We start from the raw sequence: 26,642 nt of genomic DNA, 5'->3' as shown, positions 1-26,642 counted from the left end.
TCAAATGCTAAAAATAGATGGGGTAAAACGGTTGTTCGTTTTAAATGGCGATCCTAAGGTTGTCGCACGTGGTTTTGCACTTGGTTCATTTGTCGGGATGCTACCATTTCCCGGTTTTCAAATGTTGATTTCTGCTGTGCTGGCTTCTCTTTTGCGTTTCCATAAGGGGGCAGCTATTGCGGGGGTTTTTAATACAAATGTTGTTACCGGTGTATTTGTTTTTGCTTTTAATTATTGGTTGGGCAAGAAAATTCTCGGAATCGATTCCTCCTTTCACATCCCGAAGCAAATAAATATAGGTTTTGCAAAAACAGTAATTGAAGCCGGTTCCGATGTATTTCTTTCACTCCTTTTGGGTGGTTTTATTACCGGTATTTTAGCCATGTTTCTAGGTTACTATGTTTCACTTTCCATTTTAACAAGAAAGATAAAATCCAAAAATGAAGATTGAAAAATATACGTTTATTACCGGGGCCAGCACAGGCCTGGGAAAAGAATTAGCCCTGGAGTGTGCCCGGTTACGGAAGAACCTGATATTAACTGCACTTCCCGGTGAAGAAATTAATCAGATGGGACTGGATTTAGCGAAGAAGTACCACGTGCAGGTGAAAACGTTTGAACTGGATTTAACGCAGATTGGAGCAGTTGAATTTTTGGTGGATAAAATTGATGATCTGGAGATTGAGATCTTAATTAACAATGCCGGCGTTGGTGGGACACAATCTTTTTTGGAGGCGACACCTGAGTATATCGACCAGATTGTTATGCTGAATATGCGGGCGCTGGTTTTGTTAAGCCGGTTGCTTTTACCGGTTCTAAAACGACAAGGTAAGGCGTACATTTTAAACATCGCAAGCATGGCTTCATTTGGACCGATGCCGTTTAAAACGGTGTATCCTGCCTCGAAAGCGTTTGTGTATTCTTTTTCACGTGGATTGGGAGCCGAGTTAAAGGGAACGGGAATAACGGTGAGTGTAGCTCATCCCGGCGGAATGCGAACCAACGCTGATGTGACTCGCCGGATAGACAGCCACAATCGTTTTATTCGTAGTACAGCGCTGTCCTCTGCAAAAGTTGCGCAAATATGTATACGTCAGCTACTAAGAGATGACGAGCTAATAATTCCTGGGGTCATGAATAAATTAAGTTGGCTAATGTTCAAAATTGTTCCGGTTTGGATGCGTTTGAAGATAATGCGTATTTCACTAAGGAATGAGATAAAAAGCACGAAGCCAATCGTAGGGAATATTTGTAAATGAATGTACTTGTAACAGGAGCAAATGGATTACTTGGGTCACATGTTGTAAGAAAACTGGCCGAACAGAAATTTGCTGTGCGTGCGATGGTGCGTGAAGGCAGTAATCGTAAAGCGCTGGAAGGAGTAACCTGTGTACTCTTCGAAGGCAGAATAACCGATAAGGAGGAGGTGGAACGAGCGGTTAGTGGTTGCGACTATGTTATACATGTAGCAGCTAAAACTTCCCAGGCACCATCAAATGTGGAGGCTTTTTACAAAACCAATATTGAAAGTACCCGCTATTTGATTGATGCCTGCTTGAGGTGCAAAGTGAAACGTTTTGTTTTTGTTAGTTCGGCCAATTGTTTTGGCAATGGTACGAAAAGTGCTCCGGGTAATGAGCAAAAGCCTTTTATGCCCTGGTTGAAAAAATCGGGCTATGCTTATAGTAAATTACTGGCACAGCAAATGGTTTTACAGGAAATAAAACAACAACTGAATGCAGTGGTTGTTAATCCAACTTTTATGATTGGAGATAATGATACGAAACCCAGCAGTGGTCGAATATTCTTTCATGTGCTAAAGAAGCCTGTAATCTTTTATCCTCCCGGAGGGAAGAATTTTGTAGACGTGGAGACAGCAGCACAAGGAGTGGTGAATGCTATGCTTAATGGAAAAAGAGGAGAGTGTTATTTGCTGGCCGGCGAAAATCTTTCATACCTCGAGTTCTTTAAAATGATTACGGGTGTAGTAGGTCAAAAATCTGTTTTTATTCAAATCCCTTCATGGGTGCTTAAAACGGCAGGCTTTGTTGGAGATATGTTAGAAAAAATATTTCATATTCCTATTCAACTTACCGCTGTCAATGCAAAAATGTTGTGTGAGAATAATTTCTATACCGCTCAAAAGGCGATGAATGAAATTGATTTTGAGATGACTCCGATATATCAGTCAATAGAAAAAACTATCTTGTGGTTCAGAAAGAATAATTATATAAAATAAAGGGAATGAAAGGGATAAGGAAGTTTTGGCTGCGGTTTTGGGTGGTTTTTCTTATTCAAACCATTATAAAAAGTTTTGACAAGTCGTTTCCGAATGGGCCTTTTGAATTGAATTTGCGCAGCTTGGTGTTTACCCTCTTTTTTGTGTTTTATGGTTTAGTAATTTGGAAGATTGCCGGTTATTTTAATCGCTTTTTTCAACGCTGGACAAGGAATATAAAAAGAGTAGGTCTTAAAATCGTTATTATTACCTTTTTACATGCTGTTCTTGGTTTTATTCTTGTAGTCTCGTTAAACCATTTCTACCGTTTGGGTGATGTTTATTTCTTTGGAAATGCGGAGACATGGAGCAAAAACTCATTTCTGAATCCTGAACTAACTGTTTCGCTGACCAGTATTTACCTGTTAATTCTCGCTTTCGATGGTTATTACGAAATGCAAAAGAACCTTCAAAATGAAATATTAAAAGCGAAAGAGTTGGAGAAAGAAAATATTCTGGCCCAATACAAGGCATTGAAGGCTCAGATTGAGCCTCATTTTTTATTTAATAGCTTAAGCGTGCTTTCATCGCTCGTTTATGAAGATGCCGATCTTTCAGCTGATTTTATTGTCAGAATGTCCAGAACACTTCGTTATATTATTGAAAAGAATGAGTTTCATTTGGTAAAACTGTCAGAAGAATTGATGTTTTTGGAGGCCTATTTTTTCCTTGTTAAAACAAGGCTCGATGATGGCGTTTTTTTGGAAAACAGGCTGGACAAATCCTTTGCTGAAAATACCTTTCTTCCCCCGGTTACCTTGCAACTTCTGGTGGAAAATGCCATTAATCACAACAAGTATAATCCTGAAAATCCGTTGAGAATTACGATTAGCAAAGAGAATGATTTTATTGTGGTAAGGAACAATTTGAATCCGCGCGATACCAAAAGACTTTCCACACAAACGGGATTAAAAAATCTTTCAAAAAGATACGAGTTGGTATCACAAAAAAGAGTAATCGTTAACAAAACCAACGGTGAATTTGAAGTTAAAATACCGGTGTTAAATTATTCCGATTATGAACGTTTTAATATTTGAAGATGAAAAACATACTGCACTCCGATTAATTCAATTGCTTGGAAAATATGATTCGGAAATAAAAGTGCTCGATGTAATCGGTTCGGTCAAGGAAGGTATACAATGGTACCGGAATAATGCTTTTCCTGATCTGGTTTTTCAGGATATTCTTTTAAACGATGGCGATTGCTTTGATATTTTTGACGAGGTAAAAGTGGAAACACCGATAATTTTTACAACCGCGTACAATGAATATGCGTTGCGTTCCTTTAAGATGAATAGCATTGATTATATTGTAAAACCTTATGATTACGATGAAGTTAAAGATGCGATGGATAAGTTTCGGAATTTCAGGGAAATGTTTCTGCCGCCTGAGAGTGAACTGATTAAAAGGATTGTTTTCCGTGAAAAACCGGAAATAAAAAAAAGGTTTTTGGTAAAACTTGGCGATCGCTACCGGTCGATAAGAAGCGAAGATATAGCCTGGTTTATTTATGATGATGGATTGACTTTTGCCGTTACGTTCGATAATACCCGTTTTCCGGTTAATTATTCCATCGACCAGCTTTCATCACTACTCGATCCTGCACTGTTTTACCAGGTAAACCGGAAATACATGCTAAATATTGAAAGCATCCGGAATATTCATACTTGGTTTAATAGTCGCTTCAAAATCGAAATAACCCCCAATTCGGAGGAGGATATTATTGTAAGCCGCGAACGTGCTAAAGATTTTAAACTTTGGCTCGATCGTTGATTTTTATCTAAAACTCTTCTGGCCGTTCCAATTATCAATATCATTTCCATTCTCCCACATCGCCGGAGACGATAGGTGTGGCGGCCCGTTCCCTGCAATTATTCGAGATAGCCCGGGCAGCCCCCGTGAAATCAAACTCATATTTCACAGGGCAGGAGTGAGCGGGAATTCAGAGTATGGGCCTAGAAAGACAAAACCATGAAGCGGGTGGAAGAAGTACTTTGACTTGACTCCGTAAATTCTGGATTGGTACCTCTTATGACGTGGTAGGAGTGCAAGAAGAAAATCTATCTCGAGAAGAGAGCTTAAATTACCAAGCGCTCTTGAGATACTCAACTCCTGGTTAGCGTATGGATTATGATATCACTGCTAAGCTCAGGCGACTATTACTTTTATTCCGAGTCTTTCCAATTCTTCTTTCATATTGGGATCGATTCCGGAATCAGTAATTATGGTATTGATTTTATTTACCGGGGCAATGAATGCAAAACTACCTCTATTGAATTTACTTGAATCGAAAACAGCAATGACCTCCTTGGCGATGGAAATCATCATTTGGTTCATACTGGCTTCTTCCAGGTTGGGAGTGGAAACTCCTCTTTCCAAATTGAAACTATCGATACCTAAAAAAAGCTTGTCACAGTAAAAGTTCTTAAGAAATGATTCTGGAATCGGGCCAACAAGCGATACGGATTTTTCCCGCAAATAACCCCCGGGAATGATTACCTGGAATTTTTTATACTCGTTTAAGACCAAAGCGATATTCAACGCATTGGTGATAATCGACAAGTTCTTGAATTTGTGAAGATTTTTAGCAATTTCCAGGGTGGTTGTTCCCGAATCGAGAATTATTGTGTCATTTTCCTTAATCAGCGAGACAGCTGCTTTGCCAATTAATTGTTTCTCCCGATAATTCTTTTGTTGCTTAATTGTTATAGGAGTGTCTTCTTCAATCGGGTTATAATTAAGCTGAATTGCACCACCTCTTACGCGAAGTAACAAATTCTTTTTTTCCAAAAGTTCCAAATCCTTTCGAACTGTAACTTCCGAAACATTGAATTTTGCACTTACATCTTTAACTTTTATACTACCCAGTTCACTTATTTTCTTTAGTATATAGTCCCTTCTTTCGGGGGTCAGGTTTTCAGTATTCATATTGTCTTTCTTTTGGTTCAAAGATATAAACATTCCCCATAAATTTGAAAATAAGTAATCCGAAGTAAGGGGCAACGTTGGTTAAATAGAGCCGAATATTACTTAAAATTTTAATTTTTTATTCATTTCGAAAGGTTTCGTTTTGTTTTTTAAAAATAATTCAATTTATTTGTATGAAACAAAACGAAAGCAAACGAAACAAAACAAAATGTTTCTTTGGGTGGATAATAGAAATGAAATCAAATACTACTATGGCAAGAATTGACAATGTGGTCGAAGTAAAAGGAAGGTTTACCCGAAAGGAGATTGCTCAGCAGCCCGAAATGTGGAATAGGACTTATGAGATGATTAAGGAACGGAAGTCCGATATAGAGAAGTTTTTTCGGGGACTTTCTGATAAGGATGTTGATGTGATTCTCACAGGAGCTGGAAGTTCTGCTTTTATTGGACGAGCTGTGCATGGAATAAGGGTGCCGTATCAGCAAAAACAGGGACGTGTCATTCCGACAACTGAATTACTGACCCATCCTGAATATTTTTTGCAAAAAGAGCAGGCTACTCTTTTGGTTTCTTTTGCACGCTCAGGAAATAGTCCGGAAAGTTTGGCGGTCGTAAAAATGTTGGATGCTTACTGTCAGGACGCTTATCATTTGATCATCACATGCAATGAGGAGGGAGAGCTTTATTTAATGACTGATAACAACAGGAGCCTCCGAATTCTTCTGCCGCCTGAGACAAATGATGTCAGCCTGGCTATGACAAGTAGTTTCTCATCGATGATGCTCGCTTATATTTTGACTGCGAAAGTTGATCGGCTGGCGGAAGAAGAGACTAAAATCAACCAACTGGCAAAATGGGGAGAGCTAATCCTTTCTAAATATGAAAAGGAAATTGCCCAGATCGCTGAACTGGAATTTGAAAGAGCAGTCTTTCTTGGAGCAGGTCCATTATTGGGAACAGCAGAGGAAAGCCATTTAAAACTGCAAGAAATGACAGATGGGAAGGTCATGTGTGCATTCAATTCCTTCCTTGGATTCCGGCACGGGCCACGTGCTATTGTGAATGACAAAACTCTCCTGGTCTATTTGTTCTCGGATGATGATTATTCCCGAAAGTATGAATACGATTTGGTTCGGCAAATAAATGATAGTGTTAAAGGAATGGCTCAAATAGCTGTTTCGCATATGCCGCTGACCATTGAACAGGTTGCCTTTGACCTTGATGTACGCTTTGGGAGTGCATCTGATTCAACAACGGAAATTGAGTATCTGTGTGTGGCCGAGATTATGCTGGCGCAATTACTGGGTTTTTATAAATCACTAAACCTGGGATTGGATCCTGATGCACCGTCGTTGTCGGGGACTATATCGAGAGTGGTTGAAGGTGTAATCATCTATGAACGTTAAGAATAAGAAAATGATTAAAGCAATCGATAAGACAAAGAGGAAATTAGACATGCCAAAAACGGAGTATGTTCTCAAACGAATTAAAGAATTAGAGGCTGACGGACATTCGCCCAGAACACTCTTCGCTGCGTGTCCAAATTCTATTTCGGTAATTCAGGCTTCACTTAGAGCCGCAAAGCGAAACAATGCTCCGATAAAATTTGCAACAACGCTGAATCAGGTTGATACAGATCGAGGTTATACCGGATTCTCTCATAGTGAGTTTGTGCGTTATGTTGAACGGGAATGTCAGAAAATCAATTTCGGTGGACCGGTCATTATTGCTATTGACCACGGTGGTCCCTGGCTTAAAGACAAGCAATCCACTGAGAAGTGGTCGCTGAATGAGGCGATGGACGGAGTAAAACAGTCATTTGAAGAAGCTGTAAAAGCTGGATTTGACTTAATTCACGTGGATCCAACTGTTGATATTTTTCTTGAACCAAATGAGACAATCTCAATTGCCGCAGTAGCAGAAAGAACAATTGAACTCATCAAGCACATTGAAGACTTCAGGCGCAAAAATAAATATCCTCCGATTTCCTATGAAGTTGGTACGGAAGAGGTGCACGGAGGTCTGGCTGATGAAAAAACTTTCGATACGTTCCTCGAGTTGCTGAAAAGTGGACTGAAAGAGGCGAATCTGGAAGATGTATGGCCTTGTTTTATTGTGGGTAAAGTTGGGACAGACCTGCATACAGCCACATTCGATCCGGAAGTTGCAAGTACTCTGACCCAAAAAGTCAAGCCATTTGGAAGTCTGATAAAGGGACACTACACTGATGGCGTCACCAATCCGGAAGCATATCCACTTACCGGCATGGGGGCAGCCAATGTTGGACCGGAATTTACAATCAGCGAGTACGAAGCTCTCATTGAATTGGAGAAAATTGAAGAAAAGCTGTATGAAGAAGGGAGAATTGCCATAAAATCCAATATGAAGGATTTGTTGTGGAGTTCGGTGATCGAATCCGGACGTTGGATGAAGTGGTTGTTTGACGATGAGAAAGGCAAATCGTTTGAGCAGATTTCTCCCGAACGTCAGGAATGGCTCATCTCAACAGGCTGTCGCTATATCTGGCAGAAGCCTGAGATTGTTATTGCACGCTACCAGCTTTATGAGAATCTTAAGTCGAATGGATTTGAAGCTGAAGAAATTGTACTTTCCAGAATAGAACGGGATATGGACAATTATTTCCACAGTTTTAATCTCGTTGGTTTAAATAAATACTTGTAAAAATGGATAAGCTGGATGTATTAGCCATTGGAGAACTTAATGTCGATTTGATTCTGAATGAAATCGACGGCGAGGTCGAAGTTGGCAAGGAAAAACTGGCAGGTAACATGTCGCTTACCTTGGGAAGTTCGACGGCGATTTTTGCTTCCAACCTGTCGAGTCTGGGAGCTAAAGTTGGTTTCCTGGGGAAAGTGGGGGTGGATGCATTTGGTGAATTCGTTACTCAAAAACTTGCAGGAAGGGGAATTGACACTTCACTCGTGATTGCAGAAAAGTCTCTTTCTACAGGTGCAACCGTTGTGCTCAACTATGGCGAGGACCGGGCAATGGTAACTCATCCCGGAGCAATGGATTTTTTGAGCATGAAAGATATTACCGATGAGCATTTGGCAAGTGCAAAACATATTCATTTTTCATCGCTATTCCTCCAGGCAGGGTTAAAAAAGGACATTCATCGGTTGTTTGCCAAAGCTCAAGCGCTTGGTCTTACAACTTCGCTCGACACGCAGTGGGATCCGGCAGAAAAATGGGAATTCGACTTTGAGTCCATTCTACCGTTTGTCGATGTTTTCCTTCCCAATGAAACGGAATTACTGCACCTGACAAATACCGCTACAGTTGAGGCTGCAATAGAGAAATTGAAGCCCTATGTCAGGAATCTGGCTGTTAAAAGAGGTAATAAAGGCTCTGTCCTTTACCGACCCGGTCAAGAATTGCTTGAGCTCTCAGGTTATCTGAATACGGATGTTGTTGATGCCATCGGTGCCGGAGATAGTTTCAATGCAGGTTTTATTTATAAGTATGTGAATGGAACTTCTTTGGAAGAATGTCTGGATTTTGCGAACCTGACGGGTGCGCTCAATACGACTGCTGTAGGTGGAACCGGAGCTTTTGCCTCCAAAGAATTACTCAGCGAAATTGCCCTGAGAAAGTTTAATATATCAATTGACTTTTGATTATGAAGCTTCAAGAGAAATTACAAGAATACAGAGGCAGGGGGAAGGCAATTTTGGCCACAAACTTTTACAACCTCGAAACGTTGGAAGGAATTCTCAATGCTGCCAGAGAAGTTAAAGCTCCCATCATTCTACAACTGTCAAAAAGCTCGATTGACTATATCGGACTGGAAATGGCTGTAAATATGGCCAGAAGTGGTCTGAAAGAATACAATGTTGAAGGATGGATTCATCTGGACCACGGAGATAGCCCCGAACTAGCCAGGCGATGTTTGAAGGCGGGATTTGATTCGGTAATGATTGATGCCAGTGAGAAAAGCTTTGATGAGAATGTTAGCATAACCTCTGAAGTTGTAGAAGCCGCCCGGAAGTATGGTGCTCATGTAGAAGCAGAACTTGGTTATGTGGCGAAACTCGGACAAAGTCAGGGAAATCAGGTGTTTACGCAGCCTGAAGATGCCTCAGGGTTTGTACGGATGACCGGAGTTGATTCATTAGCTGTAGCCATCGGTTCTGCTCACGGTTTTTACAAAGATCCACCGAATCTTCAAATTGATTTGCTGGAGAAAATCCGTCAGGCAACTAACGCGACTCTTGTTTTGCACGGAGGTTCAGGTATACCTGAAGAAATGCTTTTGAAAGCAGTTTCGCATGGAATTACCAAGATTAACCTGGCTACTGAAATCAAGGACACTTACATGCGGGCACTGAGACAGCAAATGGAAAAAACATCGGAAATTGATTTGCGAAAAGTGTTTCCGCTGGCAGTTACTTCGGTTACCGAGTTGATTAAATCGAAGCTATTACTGTTAACCTAAAAATGATTCTGATGCGAAAGATAATTGGCATTGCATTGATTTTGCAACTTCTACTGATTAGTTTGGTGGCAGAGGCTCAGTTGGATATGAGCAATTTCGGCTCGCTTGATCCTTCAGCGCAGAAAGGTAAAGATATACTGCTGAAAGATTATCAGCCAAAATCAATTTATAACATTCCTCAAACTAAAATTGAGCATGCCCGCTACAAGGTAATCGATATCCATTCCCATCCATATGCTGCTACAGATGAAGAAATCGAAAGCTGGATAAAGACAATGGATGCGATGGGAATCCAGAAAACAATAATACTGACGATGACGACAGGGGCGAAGTTCGATTCGCTGGCAGCCAGGTATGGAAAATATGGCAAACGTTTTGAATTGTGGTGCGGATTCGATTACACGGGGTATGATAAACCTGGATTTGGTCCGGCAGCCGTGAAGGAACTCCAGCGTTGCTACAATATGGGAGCCAGGGGCGTTGGCGAATTGGGGGACAAAGGTGACGGGTTATTTTATTCGTTTCCCACAAAAGCGCTCGGGATGCATCTGGACGATCCGCGGATGAAACCGTTGCTTGAGAAATGTGCTGAATTGCATATGCCGATAAGTATTCATGTTGCTGATCCTTACTGGATGTATCTTCCGGTAGACAAACATAATGATGGTTTGATGAATGCTGCTGAATGGCATATAGAGTTGAATCAAAAGGGAAAGTTGGGATTCGATGCACTAATTCAAACACTGGAAAATGCCGTTAGGGAGAACCCTAAAACAACGTTCATAGCCTGTCACCTGGCAAATTGCAGTTTTGATTTAGGGAGGCTGGGGAAATTATTGGAAGAATACCCAAATTTTTATGCCGACATATCAGCCCGCTATGGTGAAACGGCCACGATTCCCCGGTTTATGAAATCATTTTACGAAAAGTACCAAAACAAACTGCTTTACGGAACTGACATGGGAATGGATTCGGATATGTATAAGATTACTTTCCGGATTCTTGAAACCTCTGATGAACACTTTTATTATCCTTCATTTAACTACCATTGGTCCTATAGTGGGTTTGAGTTAAGTGATAGGGTACTTCGGAAAGTTTATTATAAAAATGCTGAAAAACTAATCGATAAAAACTAACTGCTATGGCTGCCAATAAACTTCTAAAAATTCAACCTATGTTATTCTTGATTGTCGCTCTTTGGAGTAGCACAAACAAGAACATCATAAGAACGGGAGATCTGCAGTTTGAACTGAACGGGAACATGCAGACCAAAGTTGTTCTGAGTCAGCCATCCAACGTGCCTCTGATGTCCGGATTTTCAGATTCTGAATATTTGCTTTCAGGTTTGAAGAAAATCACTGATTTCCATTTAATGTCCTCAAATAATACAGCCATTAAAACTTCAAATGGTCCGGGCAGATCATATGAGTTTATTGGGGCACATGATGAGGATGGAATTTCCATTAAGAAGATACTAACGATTCATACGTTCGAACGTTTTCCCGGGATGCTGACCACGAAGGTAACGTATGTGAATACCGGGAAAAGAGATATTCCGGTATCGTCCTGGATTAATAATGAATACGCCATTCAAAGCGAAGATGACTCGCCAGCCTTCTGGTCTTTTCAGGGAGGTTCGAGTAGCCATAGGGCAGACTGGGTTTTGAAAGTAAATCCAGGCTTTTACCAGAAGAATTACATGGGAATGAATAACTCTGACTATGGAGGTGGCATTCCGGTAACCAGCTTATGGCGAAAAAACGGAGGTATTGCTATTGGACACTGCGATACGGTACCGCGGCTGGTATCCTTACCTGTCGGCATGGGAGAGTATGATAAGAGTGCCACAATTAAAGTGGAAAAGGATTATTCGAAAGAATTGGAATTAAATCCCGGAGACTCGATTGTAACTCTTGAAACCTTTGTTATGCCGCAACATGGCGACTACTTCGCTTCATTGCGAGAATATGCAAATTTCCTCTACCAACGCGGTGTTCATCAACCACAGGATGAAAATTGGGCCTATGAGCCAATGTGGTGCGCCTGGGGCTATGAACGAAATTTTACCGTTGATGAAATTCTGAATACGCTTCCCAAAGTAAAAGAGCTTGGAATAAAATGGGTAGTTGTAGATGATGGCTATCAACAGGCCGAAGGAGACTGGAATTTGAATTCCCGCACATTCCCCGGAGGCGAAAAGCAAATGAAGCAACTGGTGGATAAAGTCCATGAAATGGGATTGAAAGCTCAGATTTGGTGGGCCCCATTGGCCGCTGATCCAGGAAGTAATTACCTGAAAGAAAATCCTCATACACTGTTATTGTCAGACGAAGGCGTTCCCCGCTACATTACCTGGTGGGACAGCTATTATCTGTCTCCTGTCGATACTACCGTAATCAATAACAGCAAGGAGCAGGTGGTTAAGTTTATGAAGGATTATGGATTTGATGGACTGAAACTGGACGGACAGCATATGAATGCCGTGCCACCAGACTTTGCCCATGGGAACAATCCGCTTGAAGCGGTTCATCAACTTCCCGATTTTTTCAAGGCTGTTTACAACACGGCCAGATCAATTAATCCTCATGCGGTAGTACAGTATTGTCCCTGCGGCGATTGTGTGTCTCCGTTCAACCTGGCTTATGCTAATCAGGCTGTAGCTTCTGATCCTGAAAGTAGCTGGCAAATAAGGCTTAAAGGTAAAACGATAAAAGCACTGGCACCCGGATTAGCTTATTTTGGAGACCATGTGGAACTTAGTGACGGGGGAGATGACTTTGCTACATCATTTGGTATTGGTGCTGTTCTGGGGACAAAGTTTACCTGGCCGAAAGATAATCCTTATGTCAAAGACGGTAGTTTCTTACTAACCCCCCGAAGGGAAAAGATTTGGAAACACTGGTTCGCTCTTTATAACCAAATGATGCTTTCTAAAGGTAAGTACCTGGGGAAATTATATGATATAGGTTATGATAAACCCGAAACGCATGTGATTGAGCGTGATCACCAATTGTATTACGCATTTTACGCTGATTCGTGGAACGGCGGAGTCGAATTCAGGGGATTAGATGCTAAAAAGTATCAAATCTATGACTACGTCCACGACAAAGTGCTGGGAGAAGTAGAAGGTCCTGTCGGACATCTGCACCTTGATTTTAAGAAGTCTTGTCTCGTAGAAGCCAGGCCTGAGTAGGTTCATGCTTGGGAAATTGAGAGTGTAAGTGCCCCCGGTTTTCCGAACTCTCATGAGACAAATCAATATTTCAGACAAATATTATGTAAACAAACACCTATAAATCTTGCTTCTATGAATCAACTTATTAGTAAAATTGCTCAAAAATGGGTTCTGGTATTCATGCTGCTAGGCATTTGGAGTACCCAGGTCTTTGCCCAGGGAGTTACTGTGCACGGAACAGTCAAAACAAATGCCAACGAACCAATTACTGGTGTTAACGTGGTCATTAAAGGGACAACACAAGGTACCATTACTGATTTGGATGGTAAATACTCGATTCATGTTAATTCTCCGGATGATATTCTCGTTTTTTCCTTCATCGGGTATGTACCCCAGGAAAAAAAGGTGGCAAATAATAGTGTAATAGACGTCATTCTTCAGGAAGATGTGAAAGGGCTTGAGGAAGTCGTTGTCATGGGATATAGTGACAAAAAAAGGAATGAAATCACTAGTGCTGTGACTACCGTATCTGCCGATAAATTGAAGGACGTAACATCAAATAATATAGGAACCATGTTACAAGGGAAGGTTGCCGGTATACAGGTTTTCAATGGTTCCGGTCAGCCGGGAGCTATGCCTGATGTACGCATTCGTGGCATTTCTTCCATGAGTGCGCCGCAAGGGCCGCTTTATGTTGTTGATGGAATAATCGGAGGAACTTTTGATCCCAACGATGTGGAAAGTATAACCGTGTTAAAAGACGCCGGTGCTACTGGTATGTATGGTTCTCAGGCCAATGGAGGTGTGATAGTCGTTACTACGAAAAAGGCTTCGGGGGGCAGCCCTTCTGTAAATATTAAAGCTGTTACAGGAATTCGAATGGCTGATCACGGAAATGTGCACATGATGGACAGCCGAACGCTTTACAATTATCAGAGAGAATTGTATCGCGATCCTAAGTTGTTTGTTATTGATGACAGCAAATTTCTGCAGGCAAGACCAAAATCCATTCTCGATGTCAATACAAATTGGCTGAAAGAGACATTCAAACCAGCATTGGTTCAGAATTACTATGTATCATCTACCGGGAAAACAAAAAAATTATCCTTTTACCTTGGTGGAAGTTACTATGACGAGGGAGGTACCTTTATCAATACTTCCTTTAAGCGTATCAACTTGAGGGCGAATACAACTTATCGCTTATCCGACAGGATTTCAATTGTCAATAACATCAATCTTTCAGGCTCTAAAACCCGAAGTGCTGACTATATGAATATTTACTATTCATATGTAAATATGCCATGGGATAATCCGTATGATGAAAATGGAAACCCGAGGAGTTTTAAAGAAGCAGATGGTATATGGTCAAAGGATAAAATAAATCCTATTCAGGCGGCTGATAATTCGAATCTTACCAATCTGGCGCTGAATGTAGATTATGATTTTGACTTAAATATCAAGCTTTTGGATTGGCTTACATTCAGCAGTACCAATCGTTTGAGTGTTGACAATGGCATGGATAAACAATTCTATGCAAAAAACGCCGATAACCTCTCTTATTATGGTACCGGTTATGTAAGCTCTACATCCAATATCTCATATGGAGGTATTACGACCAATTTGTTCAAGTTTCGGTTTGATAAGAATGATAACTCACTGAATGGATTGGTAGGTGCAGAAGCTCAAAGAACGAACAATGATTATATTACTGGTTCAGGACAGGGAATGCCGGAAGGACTTTCTGCTCCGTCTGTTGCCTCTTCAAATTTTGCTATCAGCGGAGCTCCCGGACATACCGTCATGCAGTCGTTCATTTCGCAATTAAACTATAACTATAAAGGGAAGTATTTCTTCACCGGCTCGTACCGTATCGATCAATCTTCAGCTTTCAGCCCAGAGAATCGGACGGCTTATTTCCCAAGCTTATCCGGTGCATGGTTGTTAAGTCAGGAAAATTTCATGAAAACTACTAAAGCTATCGATAATTTGAAGCTAAAAGCCAGTTGGGGAAAAACAGGGATGAAAGACATCGGTGCTTCGAAATATCTTGGGCAGTTTGCTTACACAACCCAGATCGATGGTCAGGTGGCAGCAGTTCCTTTTCAGTTAGCGAATCCTAATCTTACCTGGGAACAGACGACCCAGGTGAACGTTGGCCTTGAAGTTGGATTGTTTAATCGCGTAAACCTGAATGTGAATGCATATAATAATTTAACTAATAATTTGCTGGTTTACAGGAATCTTCCACCTTCAGGCGGATTCAGTAAGCAATGGCAAAATACGGGGTCGGTTACTAATAAGGGGATTGAATTGAGCATGTCTTCCACAAACATTAACACAAGAAAAGTAACCTGGACGACAGATTTTTCAATCAGCTTCAATAAGAATTCTCTTACGGATTTTGGCAATGATACGATTATTAATGCCAACACTTACGGTATTACGCAAATTTACAGGGATGGAGGTTCTCTCTATACATGGTATGCAAAGGAGTACTATGGCGTCGATCCTCAGGACGGTTCCATGCTTTGGGTTGGAGAAGATGGAAATCCAACTCATGAATACCAGGCAGCGCGTAAAGTCGAATATGGAAGTCCTATTCCCAAAATCGAGGGCGGATTTTCAACCAGTTTCCGTTATGCAGATTTAACCTTGAGTGCCAATTGCTCATTCGTGACGGGAAATAAGATATATAACTATTTCAGAAGGTATGTAGATAATGATCTGCAGGATCCCCAGTTCAATACGATGATGCCGAGGGATGACTGGAAGCTGTGGCAGCAACCAGGAGATATAGCAAATCATCCATTACCGCAGAATGCTCGTAACTCGTTCGATCCATCAACCCGGTATATCGAAGATGGGAGCTACCTAAAGATCCGAAATATCTCATTGACCTATAAACTTCACGGAGGAATTATTGAGCGGCTGAAGATGAAAAGTGTGAACGTCTCATTGAGCGCTGACAATGTTTACACCTTTACCCGGTTCTGGGGACAGGATCCTGAAGTTTCTATCAATCCACTGAATGGACTACCAGGATATGCTGAGTTTAAATATCCTAACAGCAAACAGTATGTATTGGGTGTGAATATTAATTTCTAAAACCTTATTGTGATGAAAAATAGAATCTTATATATCAGTATAATAGCTGTCCTGATTGGGCTCTCAGGGTGTGATTTGAACGTTGTTCCAAGCGATGCGTTGACGGGAGCTCAAATCACAACAACATCAGATGGTTTACCTAGTTTGGTCAACGGAAGTTATGCTCTGTTTAAAGATTATCCGGATCCGAACCAAACCAATAACTGGTATTTGCGTCAGTACTTTCAGTTAAGTGATTTTGCTAGTGACGATATCGTTTGTGGCTACAAATCGGAGGACGATTTGACCAATAGCTTTCGCTACAATGACCGGTCTTCTGAAAAGTCCAATATCAACAGTTTTTGGGAAGTTTCCTATAAAGTGATATACGGGGCCAACGTTTCTATTGAAATGGCCGAACGGAAAGGCGACGACGCCCTGACGAAACAATTGGAAGGTGAGGGGTATTTCCTAAGAGCTTTCGCCACACAGAGTCTTGTAGAGCTATTTGCCAAGCCATACAGTGAAGCAAACGCTTCAGCCCCCGGTGTTATCCTTCGGGAAGATGCGTTGGACACGAAACCCAAAGCGCGGGCTACGGTCGGTGAAACATACGATTATATCATCAGTAGTTTGCAAAAAGCAGCGTCACTGATGAGTGAAGATATACCGGCTGAACGTCAGAATAAAGGTTTTGCTTCCAAGTACGCAGCGTGGGCCTTGCTTTCTCGTAGCTATTTGTATAAGGCAGATTACAGTAATGTGATTGCCTATGCCGATTCAGTAATTAATTCGGGTATGTATGCCTTGGAGAGTGCAGATTCTTACCCCGATTATTTTGCCAATGCCAAAACCTCTGATGAGACTATTTGGTGCATTCCTTTCTTGTCAGTCGATGATAAAAAGGAAGCTTCTGTTGCATCGATGATTTATAATGGTCCCAGTTGTTGGGGGGAAGAAGGGGCTGCTCCGTCTTTGTTGAATGTGATGGGGTATGGAACCGACCTTCAACATGCTGACCAGCGATGGAAATATATCAATACCCAAACACCGGGAACTAAAAACGGAGTCACGATTTATTACATCAGCAAATTTTCCGGACAGGACAATAGTGCAACACTTAGTTCACCGGTAATGTTACGTCTGGCTGAGGTCTATCTAAATCGTGCTGAAGCCTATGCTCAATTGGGGCAAGTTAACGATGCTGTATCCGATATTAATACCATACGGGAAAACCGTATGATTCCCGGGAATTACGGTACTATGAATGATTATCTGTATGATGTAAGCCGGGATCAGATTACTACTAATAATATATTGGATATCGTGTTGAAAGAAAGAAGAATTGAATTGGCTTTTGAAGGACACAGACTATTCGATATCGAAAGAAACAGCTTACCGTTAGTCAGAAATTACTGGGGCTACCATTTAGACAATTACAATGGTATTCCAACTTCTGCTGAGCCTGGTTTGGGTGCACCCGGAGCAGTTATTCCAGCGAATGATCCCCGAATGCTTTATCCAATACCAAGCAGTGAGTTAAGCACAAATAACCTGGTTGTTCCTAACTAAAAAATCGACATCATGAAGACAATAAAATCATTCTTTATATTCTTTTTCTCTTTGGCTCTTCTTTCCTTTTACTCTTGTAGTAAAGAAGGCGAATACGCGTTGCAGGATCCACCGCCACTGGATTTTAAAGTGTATTTCAACGGACTGGATGTTTCATTTGTGAACAATGTTTCATCTGCTACAGATGTTTCATGGGATTTTGGAGATAGCTCATCGTCAATGGCGGGAGATTCTGTTGTTCATCAGTATAACTCAATTGGCAATTACCTGATTACTATGTCAGCGACTGTTGATGGACAATCCTACGATTATCACAAAGTATTAAGGGTTGATAAAGCATCATCAATAAAGCTGGATGATAATTCGTTTGATGATTGGAACAGTGTTACATATCCCGATTTTCAACTTGGGGGCAAAGACAATGTGCTTGGAGGGAAAGTTGATTATGATGCAAACAACGTTTACATATATGTCGAATTTAACGCAGTGGAAGGAGCCGGATTGGATTCTCACATTTTTGGTATCTACATGGATACCGACAATTCGATAGCCACCGGATTCACGATGAAGGGAATGGGAGTTGACTACGGCATTGAAGGAAACTTCTATACCGGTGACATATGGCCATCGATGGTTGATATGGTCAATGGTGACTCAGGCTGGCCATTCGTTGAATACAATCCAGCAAATCCTATTATTCCAGGAACAATTCAGGAAGAGAATGGAGTCATAAAAATGGAATTTGGGATTCCACGGGAAAGCTATAATATAAATAGTGATGCATTTCAGTTCTATATGAGTATTATGAATTCTGATTGGTCAGATATTGGTAATCTCGTCACACCTGATTTTGATGATAAGATTGTAGTAAAAATGGATAAACAGTAAGGTGTCAAATTAACGGGAAGAGGTTGGTTTTAACGAACTTTTTCCCGTTTTTGATATTTGTAGCCGGAAAATGACTTTTTAGGAAAGGAAAATTTACGCATGAAGAGCAGAACTGGAATGAAAAACAATTTATGGCTAATCTATGCCGTCGTAACAACGATTACCTGGGGAATATGGGGAGCTTTAATCGAAATCCCGGAAAAAGCCGGATTTCCTGCGACACTTGGATATACAATGTGGGCACTAACGATGATTCCATGTGCGCTGATTGCGTTGAAACTGATAAAATTCAAGTTGGAATATAATCTTGAATCTGTTTTTTATGGGACTCTGATTGGATTGACTGGCGCCGGAGGACAACTTATTTTATTCGAAGCATTGAGAGAAGGTCCTGCCTACATCATTTTTCCAATCGTTTCGCTTTATCCTGTAGTCACTATCATTCTATCAGTCTCGATATTGAGAGAGACGGCCAACAGAAGAAGTTGGATTGGAATTATTCTGGCATTGCTTGCCATATTTCTTCTTTCCTATATGAAACCCGAGAAACTGGAAGTAAAGGGATATTTATGGCTGGGATTATCGGTCTTGGTATTTGTTATGTGGGGGGTACAAGGATTTTTTATGAAAGTTGCCAATAATAAAATGTCTGCCGAAAGTATTTTCACTTATATGGCTTTATCTGGTATCCTTTTAATTCCGTTTGCGTTAATGATGACCGACTTTGAGCAGAATATCAACTGGGGATTTAAAGGGCCTTATCTGGCCGCCATGATTCAGGTGCTGAACGCTGTTGGAGCGCTTACACTGGTTTATGCCATGCGTTACGGAAAAGCGATTGTCGTTTCTCCGATGACGTCTCTATCTCCAATGATAACAATCGTATTGTCGTTGTTAATTTACGCTGTTATGCCTAATCCGGCCATGATGATCGGTTTTGGATTGGCGTTGGTGGCTATCTATCTGTTTTCGACCTGATTAATCGATATTGGGTCTTGTGTTTTGCACAGGGATTCCGGGAAGTGGGTAGGAAAAGACCAAACCATGAGGCGGGAGGAAGGATCACTTTGACTTGTCCTTTTGGTACTTTTATGACAAGATAAAAGTACAGGAAGAAGTTCTCTATAAAAAGAATTTTAAGCCCATAAAAAGCCCCTGAAAACGCATTCCAGGGGCTGAATACGGATGATGATATCCTATCGCGGAGCGAAGGTCGCTTTTCCCATGACATCCTTTATTTCCGTACCTTGATGAAAACAATTATAGGTTACAGAGGACAACATTGTTCAAATTACATTAGTCCTTGTCGACCAGTCTCATTGCCGATTCAGGATACCGGTCACCCGTATTGGGAAACCGGGTAATGATGGACTCAATTTCTGCTACTTCATCTGCCGTAAATTCGATGTTTGCAGCAGCAGCATTTAACTCCAGGTATTTGCGTTTCTTGGTGCCGGGAATAGGGATGATGTTTTCTCCTTTAGCCAATATCCAGGCTAATGCAAGTTGAGCTGTATTGATGTTTTTTTCGAGGGCAAATTCATCCAACGCTTTCATCAGTTTTTGATTGTTCACCAGGTGTTCTCCCTGAAAACGCGGCAAACCCAGACGAATATCGCCTGTAGGAATATTAGCTATGTTGAAATTTTCGGTGAACATACCCCTGCCCAGTGGTGAAAAAGGAACGAACGTGATACCCATTGCAGTGATTTCCGGCAGTATCTTTTTCTCGACATCCCTGGTCAGGAGGGAATATTCACTTTGTAATGCCGAAATGGGGTGCACTGCATTTGCTTTTTTGATATTGGTAACGGATGCTTCGGAAAGGCCGAGGTAACGTACTTTCCCTTCATCAACCAGTTCAGCCATCGCACCAACTGTTTCTTCAATCGGGACGTTCGGATCAACGCGGTGTGCATAATACAAATCGATAGTTTCAATGCCCAACCTTTGCAGGCTAAGTTCGACAGCTTTGCGCATATACTCAGGAGAGCCTTCGAAACTGCTGGCAAGATGCTTTTCTCCGGTATATTTAAAACCGAATTTGGTGGCAATAAAAACTTTATCCCTGTTGGTTTTTAATACTTTCGATATGAGTTTTTCATTTTCACCGCCTCCATAGAAGTCAGCTGTATCCCAAAAGTTAATGCCGAGGTCGAGTGCCTTGTGCAACGTAGCAATACTTTCTTTGTCATCTCTTTCACCGTAAACATGAGACATACCCATGCAGCCTAATCCAATGGCGGAAAGTTTTTCATTTGTTCTTCCTAATACTCTGTACTTCATAGTGAATGTTTTGAATGATGATAAGACAAAATTAGGGCAGTTATCTACGGGAAAGTAAGACGATTCAAGCGGAAAATTATAAAATTCAAACAATTTTCATCCTTGCTTCTTTTGGGGTCATGCCTGTTGCTTTTTTGAAAAGAATATTGAAATAAGCGGAATAATCGAAGCCAAGGCAGTACGCGATTTCGGCAACCGGCCAATCAGTATGAACAAGCAACTCATTCGCTTCAATAACGATCCGGCTCGTGATGTGTTCGGTGGTTGTTTTGCCGGTAATCTCTTTCACGGCCCTGTTGAGGTGGTTGGTGTGTACCGAAAGCTGACGGGCGAAATCGCCGGCCGATTTTAATTGTAACTGATTTTGCATCGAGTCGATAGGAAACTGTCTTTCCAGCAGTTCAAGGAAAAGAGAGGTAATCCTCGATGCAGCATTCTGTGTCTTTTCATAATTCCTGACCGGTTCCGTTTTAAGCGCGTGATGAATAATCAGGTGCAGGTAATTGCGCAGAATGTCTTGTTTGTAAACATAGGTACCTTCATTTTCTTCCATCATCTTCCGGTATATATCGGCTATTTCCTTTACTGAGGTGTCGTTCGGGAAATAAACCTTCTCGTGTCCCAACCGGAACATTGGAAGGTCGGTTAACAGCTCGTCCCGTTGTTTGACAAATGGTTCGTTGAAAATACAAAACCAACCAGCCTGGTTATTTGCAAGACTCTGCCAATTATAGGGAATCATCGGGTTGGAAAATAGCAATGCCGGTCTATCGATATGGATGCTTTTGTCGGCGTAATCAAGCTGACCTTCTTCCAAAATCAGTGTCACTTTGTAATAATCCCTTCTTGAATAAGGGTAGTTGCTTATGCAGGATTTTCGTTCAAAGACGTTGATATGAGGCTTACTGCGCGATATGGTTTCGCCGGGTTCATATTTAATCCTGCGATAAAATGCATTTAAATCTTCGCTTATATTCATTTGGTGAAATTACAAAATTCAAACAGATGAAAGAAAATGTGGAATTAAGGGAATGGTTTTGTGCGGGGATTCAGGCATGTGGGCCGGAAAAGACAAAACCATGACGCGGGTAGCAGGATCACTTTGACTTCCCCGAAGCATCGGGGCTTTTGGTACTTTTATAACAAGATAGAAGTACAGAAAGAAGTATTTTTATTCTCATGGAATCAGCCTTTTTAGGGTCCATCACAGCCCAAACCTCATTTCACCTCCGCGAGATGAAGAACTTTCCTGACGAAGATGAAGAACTTTCCCTTGCGAGATGAAGAAGAAACTCCAGCGCTTCGCAGCAGGGAAAATTATCTTACTACTACCAGCCACATGTGGTTATAAGGCTTCTTCAAAAATGGTACTAAGTATTTTCTGCAAATGGTTATGAGGTTTTACTCCATGTAGTACTAAGTATTTTCCGCTGGTAGTTATAATGTCCTGTTCCTCGATATTTCTATTCAGGGTGCCTGGGTCAATCAAAATTTCTCATTCCCCATATCGCCCGAAGGCAATAGGTGCGATGGCCAGTTCCCGAAGTCTCGGTATAACCCGGGCAGAAGTTCGCATGTGGAGACCCAACAAATCGATTATTTCATTAGTAAAGATTTCCCGAACGAAAGAAAATGCAGCTTTTTGATTTTTTTTTGAGTAACCGAAATTTTTGATAAACGTGAGCATTTTTTTGATGAACGGTCAGATCTGTTAAGCGAAGAAAAATTATGTTATTTAGAACATCATTGAGGTGAACGAATAAATATTGATTTATCAAATACTTGAATTACTTTTATCCCGCCATTCGAAATCAACAGAAATGAAAAAAGACCAAAACATTTACACGTTTAGCACTACAATTGATATGAATTGCGATTCGACGAAACATAATTAGTTTTTGATTAGTGATCATTGAATTAGATTCAGTCAGTATCTATGTTTTTCTCGCACCTATTTCTTAGGAGATCATAAAGATTTTAATAGTGCTGCTATAGAATAATACAGAGGTTTTGTCAAAAACCTTTGTATACCTATTTGTCATTTTAGTACAAACATACTAAATCTATTTGTCTATGAGATAATTCGTTTAAAAGGTCTTTATTTCGTTGGGCTCTGTTGCTATAAAACTACCCCAAGATAGAGCTTTAAAGACTTGTTCTTTTTCATTGTAGTTTGAATATTTATTTAATAAAATAAACATGAAGAACTTAAATCTAATCTTGTATATTGCAATCATATTAACTGGTGTATTCTCTTCTTGTGAGCGAGAGCAGATAACCAAGACAGATGAGAATTTAATAGTGAATCAGAAATTAAAAGACGTGGCTCAGTTTTCTTCACAAGAGCAATTTTTAAATTCTGTTGAACAGTTTCGTAACGAAAATGTGCTCCCCACAGAGATCAGCCATATAACGAGTCTCAGTGAGGCTAAGCCGTTGAAATCCGAGACACTTGGAGGAGATGAGGAAGACACGTTGATTTGTAGTGATTTGTTAAAACATTTTCTAAATGAACAGTACGAGATTGTTATCGGAAATGTTTTTTTTAGGATTACGAAACAAGGTACTTTTTTCACGAACCTGGAAAATTCAGATTGGTTGAAAGAATTGACTATAGATGATAAAATACTTGACGATTGTGAACCAGTAACCAATGCTCTTGGCTATTCAATTGAAGCTGGAATGTACAAAGTCAGCAAGTATTCCGGATTATACTTCTATGATACTTTTCGACAGAAAGAACCAATAGATGTATCGCCTGGTGTTGACATACAGATTATTAAATCAGCATCTTTTCCGTCGGATACTGAGTGGCAGGATATCGATGATGGTAGAACAATCGCCGGCAAATCGTGGGACAATATTTGGGGATTTTCCAAAAGTGTCAGAAACTATTTTGACAGCAAACATCGTGTTGACGTTAAATTTTATGCACAGAGATTTCCCTTTTATTCTGAAATGGGGATAAAAACAAAAACTCAGAAAAAAGGATGGACAGGTGTTTGGCGAAAGCAGGGGTGTGATGAAATTATTGACGGATGGGAAGTTTTAAACCTAAAAGAGAAGTGGCCTAAGAATATTTTCGGCCCCGATTTTGACCCAAATAACAATCATCTTCCTACATTTCGTTATAAGACCAAAGTAGTGCAGGATCTTGAATATAGTCAATCGCGTTTTTTGAGTAGAAACTGGAAAACGTTTGATATTTTGGGATTAGATATTGATTTTTCTCAAAAAGACAAAGTTGGCGCACTCTGGAATGCCTGTACTGCAGCAGGAAAAGCATCGGTTAAGTTTTTGAACAACAAGTTTACAAATCCGAGTAAACAATTGGAGGCAATTCGTTTATTGCCAAGAAGTAGTTATATTACTACAACCAAAGTTTCTTTAGCTCCTTTTTATGATAGCAGATCGAGTACTGATAAGTATACCATGATTATTGCGAATAGTAGTGGAGGGACTATTGGAGCAACTTATAGTGGTGGAAATGGTTTAGGTTTTGCCGGATATAAAAATCTCACGGCAAAATATACATTTCTGCAAAATACAATTATGTATGGTGCTGCCAGAAGGGGAGCTACATGGAGAGGAGTTAGAATTACTTTTAAATAACCAATAATACATATATGCGATGAAGAAACTACTGTGTTTTCTATTTGTTTTAGTCAGTTTTAATGTTTTTGGTCAGGAAGCACCTCCGGATTTACAAACGATTCTGAGGGCTAATATCCTCAGTCCGGGTGTCGAATGTGAGTTACCTGTGTCAGATAGAACGACATTAACTGCTAATACAGGTGTTGGAGTAAGTGGCAGTTATTTAAACCTGAGTTACACGAATTCCGGAATTACGTATTTTGTAGCACCATTTCTGGATTTATCATATAAACTTTTTTACAACAGAGACTCCCGGTTGACAAAAGGAAAAAATATCGCATTCAATTCTGGTAACTACTGGTCATTAAGATTACTGACAAATTTTAAAGAGATTGCCTCCCATAATATTATCCGAAAAGACAATATTGATTTTGCGTTTGGTCCCACGTGGGGACTTCAGCGTAGCTACGGTAAATTTCACCTACTGTTTGATGTTGGGCCCGTTTACTATTTCGATACAAAAGGAAACAATGGTTTTTTTCCAATCGCTTTGCAGTTGAATATTGGGTTTGATTTGAAAAGGTGGTAATCTGATTGATTTAAATAATAAGGAAAGCTCCGACCGGTCATTTAGGTTGGAGCTTTTTTATGTCAATACATAGCAGGCGGTTGCATTCGCTACATAAATCTTGCTACGAACTACAGCGGTTATTATCAGCAAAAAGGAATGGGGATTCAGGCATGTGGGCCGGAAAAAACAAAACCATGACGCGGGTAGCAGGATCACTTTAACTTGTCCTTTTGGTACTTTTATGACAAGTCCCCGGAAGATTAGCATCTTCCAACAAAAGAAGGAAACAATTCGCTTGTAAGCCTTTCTATTAATCAACATAATCATTGTTTCTTAAGAGATAAAAGTACAGGAAGAAGTTCTCTATAAAAAGAATTTTAAGCCCATAAAAAGCCCCTGAAACACTCCGGCTCCAGGGACTGAACTAAGACCACGATATACTATCGCGTGGTGATGGATGTTTACCCTTACATCCTTCATCTGTCTATTGAAAAGAACGCAAATGCTCACCCGTTTGGTATTTCCTGTAATAGTTTACTCTCCTTGTTTTTGTGTGTTTTTGTTCCTTTGACTTTGATAATGTTTTAGCACAGAGGAATATTGCTGTTCAAGTAATATTCTCTGCCTTGAAGTGCATGGCGGTAACGAGGCAGACCGGAACCCCTTGGTTTCTCGTTTATTTGGGAGACCAAAACTACTTGCTATTGAATGTTTGCGAGGAATAAGTGCGTTATTTGTCCTCCTGAATAGTAAACATAAACATAGCATGGAGGCAATTGAGAAGTTCCTATTTCATTGTGAGTTTGAAAAGCGGTTAAGTAGCAAAACATTGAAAGCATATTCAATCGATTTGGCACAGTTCAAATCACATATGCTTACGCAATACGGTTTGACCGACGTGTCTCAGATTGGAAAGGAGGAACTAAAACATTATGTGCAGTTTCTCTCTCGTTTCAAGCCCAAGACTATCAAAAGAAAGCTGGCGGCCACCAAAGCCATGTTTAATTTTTTGGAATTTGAAGAATTTATCGAGACAAATCCGTTTCGGAAGGTTCGGATTCGGATAAAAGAACCGAAAGTTCTACCCCGGGTCATGAACATAGAGGAGATTACCCAACTGTTCCAGGCAGCTTACCGGGAACTTCGTGATATGGAAGGGAAGCCCGACTCGTATGCTTATATGGAAAAAGTACGGGATGTGGCTGTATTTGAATTACTGTTTGGTACCGGGGTACGCGTTTCTGAACTTTGTTCACTGAAGTACGCTGATATCGGGATTGATTTTTCATCTGTAAGAGTGAATGGGAAAGGGAGCAAAGAGCGGAATATTCAAATCATAAATGCAGACATTAAAAGAGCTTTGAGAAATTACTACCGGTTGTTTTCAGCGGTAATTGGGACACAGGAATACTTCTTTATTAACCGCTTTGGTAACCGGCTGTCAGAACAGTCTGTCCGGTTGATGATTCGGAAATACCGAAAAAAATGCAACATCACAAAGAACGTAACGCCACACGTTTTTAGGCATACGTTTGCCACCTTGCTGTTGGAGCAGGATGTCGATATCAAATACATTCAGAACATCTTAGGGCACAGTTCCATCCTGACAACACAAATCTATACCCACGTAAGCACTGAAAAGCAAACCGAAATACTTGAAAAGAAGCACCCCCGAAATGATTTAGTGGTGGTCCGGTGAGAATGGAGTGAATAATGGATAACTATTTATTATGACTGGTATAATCGCGTACAAAAAGTTCGTTGATAATGGAAATACAAACCGGGAATCAGAAAACTTTCAACAATTTCT

At 40.6% G+C, this 26,642-nt stretch carries 21 protein-coding genes; 18 read left to right on the top strand and 3 right to left on the bottom strand.

The annotated features are described in order from the left end of the window. The first annotated feature begins 4 nt into the window (after nucleotides 1–4). From T426_RS24275 to T426_RS0118530, 5 genes are read left to right on the top strand one after another with little or no spacing between them, the layout of a single operon-like run. Complete coding sequence (locus T426_RS24275) at nucleotides 5–451, top strand: DUF2062 domain-containing protein (RefSeq protein ID WP_169737700.1); 447 nt, start codon at nucleotides 5–7, stop codon at nucleotides 449–451. Continuing rightward, nucleotides 441–1,259, top strand: a complete 819-nt coding sequence (locus T426_RS0118545; RefSeq protein ID WP_027586100.1) for an SDR family NAD(P)-dependent oxidoreductase — start codon at nucleotides 441–443, stop codon at nucleotides 1,257–1,259. Before T426_RS24275 ends, T426_RS0118545 begins: the two co-directional genes overlap by 11 nt. Next, entirely contained in the window at nucleotides 1,256–2,239 is a 984-nt protein-coding gene (locus T426_RS0118540; protein ID WP_027586099.1) for an NAD-dependent epimerase/dehydratase family protein, read from the top strand. The genes T426_RS0118545 and T426_RS0118540 overlap by 4 nt, the downstream gene beginning before the upstream one ends. 5 nt (nucleotides 2,240–2,244) lie before the next feature. Beyond that, on the top strand, nucleotides 2,245–3,315 hold the full coding sequence (locus T426_RS25300; RefSeq protein WP_025865749.1) for a sensor histidine kinase: 1,071 nt from the start codon (nucleotides 2,245–2,247) through the stop codon (nucleotides 3,313–3,315). Continuing rightward, nucleotides 3,296–4,051: a LytR/AlgR family response regulator transcription factor gene (locus T426_RS0118530; protein ID WP_025865750.1), complete on the top strand. Its 756-nt coding sequence runs from the start codon at nucleotides 3,296–3,298 to the stop codon at nucleotides 4,049–4,051. Before T426_RS25300 ends, T426_RS0118530 begins: the two co-directional genes overlap by 20 nt. Nucleotides 4,052–4,426: 375 nt before the next feature. Here the strand turns inward: T426_RS0118530 and agaR are convergent, their stop codons facing one another. Next, nucleotides 4,427–5,206, bottom strand: a complete 780-nt coding sequence (gene agaR / locus T426_RS0118525; RefSeq protein WP_025865751.1) for a transcriptional repressor AgaR — start codon at nucleotides 5,204–5,206, stop codon at nucleotides 4,427–4,429. Between the two features lie 251 nt (nucleotides 5,207–5,457). Here agaR and T426_RS0118520 point away from each other — a divergent pair, with 251 nt between their 5' ends. The 10 genes from T426_RS0118520 to T426_RS0118475 all read left to right on the top strand — a co-directional run bounded on the left by T426_RS0118520 (nucleotide 5,458) and on the right by T426_RS0118475 (nucleotide 19,359). After that, nucleotides 5,458–6,612 carry an AgaS family sugar isomerase gene (locus tag T426_RS0118520; protein WP_036984939.1) on the top strand — a complete coding sequence of 385 codons (1,155 nt, stop codon included), beginning with the start codon at nucleotides 5,458–5,460 and terminating at the stop codon, nucleotides 6,610–6,612. Nucleotides 6,613–6,622: 10 nt separating this feature from the next. Continuing rightward, nucleotides 6,623–7,888, top strand: a complete 1,266-nt coding sequence (locus tag T426_RS0118515) for a class II D-tagatose-bisphosphate aldolase non-catalytic subunit (protein WP_211253574.1) — start codon at nucleotides 6,623–6,625, stop codon at nucleotides 7,886–7,888. A gap of 2 nt (nucleotides 7,889–7,890) precedes the next feature. Further along, a complete protein-coding gene (locus T426_RS0118510) occupies nucleotides 7,891–8,844 on the top strand; it encodes a carbohydrate kinase family protein (protein WP_025865753.1) in 954 nt (317 codons plus the stop codon). A gap of 2 nt (nucleotides 8,845–8,846) precedes the next feature. Next, nucleotides 8,847–9,662: a class II fructose-bisphosphate aldolase gene (locus T426_RS0118505; protein ID WP_025865754.1), complete on the top strand. Its 816-nt coding sequence runs from the start codon at nucleotides 8,847–8,849 to the stop codon at nucleotides 9,660–9,662. Nucleotides 9,663–9,673: 11 nt separating this feature from the next. Next, nucleotides 9,674–10,798: an amidohydrolase family protein gene (locus T426_RS0118500; protein ID WP_199898695.1), complete on the top strand. Its 1,125-nt coding sequence runs from the start codon at nucleotides 9,674–9,676 to the stop codon at nucleotides 10,796–10,798. 38 nt (nucleotides 10,799–10,836) lie between these two features. Further along, entirely contained in the window at nucleotides 10,837–12,855 is a 2,019-nt protein-coding gene (locus tag T426_RS24265) for a glycoside hydrolase family 36 protein (protein WP_159103372.1), read from the top strand. 114 nt (nucleotides 12,856–12,969) lie between these two features. Then, on the top strand, nucleotides 12,970–15,942 hold the full coding sequence (locus tag T426_RS0118490) for a SusC/RagA family TonB-linked outer membrane protein (protein WP_025865757.1): 2,973 nt from the start codon (nucleotides 12,970–12,972) through the stop codon (nucleotides 15,940–15,942). A 12-nt stretch (nucleotides 15,943–15,954) separates the two neighbouring features. Then, on the top strand, nucleotides 15,955–17,493 hold the full coding sequence (locus T426_RS0118485; protein WP_025865758.1) for a RagB/SusD family nutrient uptake outer membrane protein: 1,539 nt from the start codon (nucleotides 15,955–15,957) through the stop codon (nucleotides 17,491–17,493). 12 nt (nucleotides 17,494–17,505) lie between these two features. After that, nucleotides 17,506–18,381 carry a PKD domain-containing protein gene (locus tag T426_RS0118480; protein ID WP_027586095.1) on the top strand — a complete coding sequence of 292 codons (876 nt, stop codon included), beginning with the start codon at nucleotides 17,506–17,508 and terminating at the stop codon, nucleotides 18,379–18,381. A 99-nt stretch (nucleotides 18,382–18,480) separates the two neighbouring features. Beyond that, nucleotides 18,481–19,359, top strand: coding sequence for a DMT family transporter (locus T426_RS0118475; protein WP_211253573.1), 879 nt, complete (start codon nucleotides 18,481–18,483; stop codon nucleotides 19,357–19,359). A gap of 318 nt (nucleotides 19,360–19,677) precedes the next feature. On the opposite strand, the gene T426_RS0118470 is transcribed toward T426_RS0118475, so the two are convergent. Next, entirely contained in the window at nucleotides 19,678–20,667 is a 990-nt protein-coding gene (locus tag T426_RS0118470) for an aldo/keto reductase (RefSeq protein WP_025866317.1), read from the bottom strand. 85 nt (nucleotides 20,668–20,752) lie between these two features. Then, nucleotides 20,753–21,646: a helix-turn-helix domain-containing protein gene (locus T426_RS0118465; protein WP_027586093.1), complete on the bottom strand. Its 894-nt coding sequence runs from the start codon at nucleotides 21,644–21,646 to the stop codon at nucleotides 20,753–20,755. A gap of 1,220 nt (nucleotides 21,647–22,866) precedes the next feature. Between T426_RS0118465 and T426_RS0118455 the strand changes: the two genes are divergently transcribed. From T426_RS0118455 to T426_RS0118445, 3 genes are all read left to right on the top strand, one after another. Then, on the top strand, nucleotides 22,867–24,279 hold the full coding sequence (locus T426_RS0118455; protein WP_025866320.1) for a hypothetical protein: 1,413 nt from the start codon (nucleotides 22,867–22,869) through the stop codon (nucleotides 24,277–24,279). Between the two features lie 19 nt (nucleotides 24,280–24,298). Further along, complete coding sequence (locus tag T426_RS0118450; protein WP_027586092.1) at nucleotides 24,299–24,850, top strand: hypothetical protein; 552 nt, start codon at nucleotides 24,299–24,301, stop codon at nucleotides 24,848–24,850. Between the two features lie 748 nt (nucleotides 24,851–25,598). Further along, nucleotides 25,599–26,531 carry a tyrosine-type recombinase/integrase gene (locus tag T426_RS0118445; protein WP_036985202.1) on the top strand — a complete coding sequence of 311 codons (933 nt, stop codon included), beginning with the start codon at nucleotides 25,599–25,601 and terminating at the stop codon, nucleotides 26,529–26,531. The last annotated feature ends 111 nt before the right edge of the window (nucleotides 26,532–26,642 follow it).

This window comes from Prolixibacter bellariivorans ATCC BAA-1284 (genome assembly GCF_000621705.1).
In the GTDB taxonomy this organism is placed as follows: domain Bacteria; phylum Bacteroidota; class Bacteroidia; order Bacteroidales; family Prolixibacteraceae; genus Prolixibacter; species Prolixibacter bellariivorans.
This window is presented reverse-complemented; position numbering and strand designations above follow the sequence as displayed.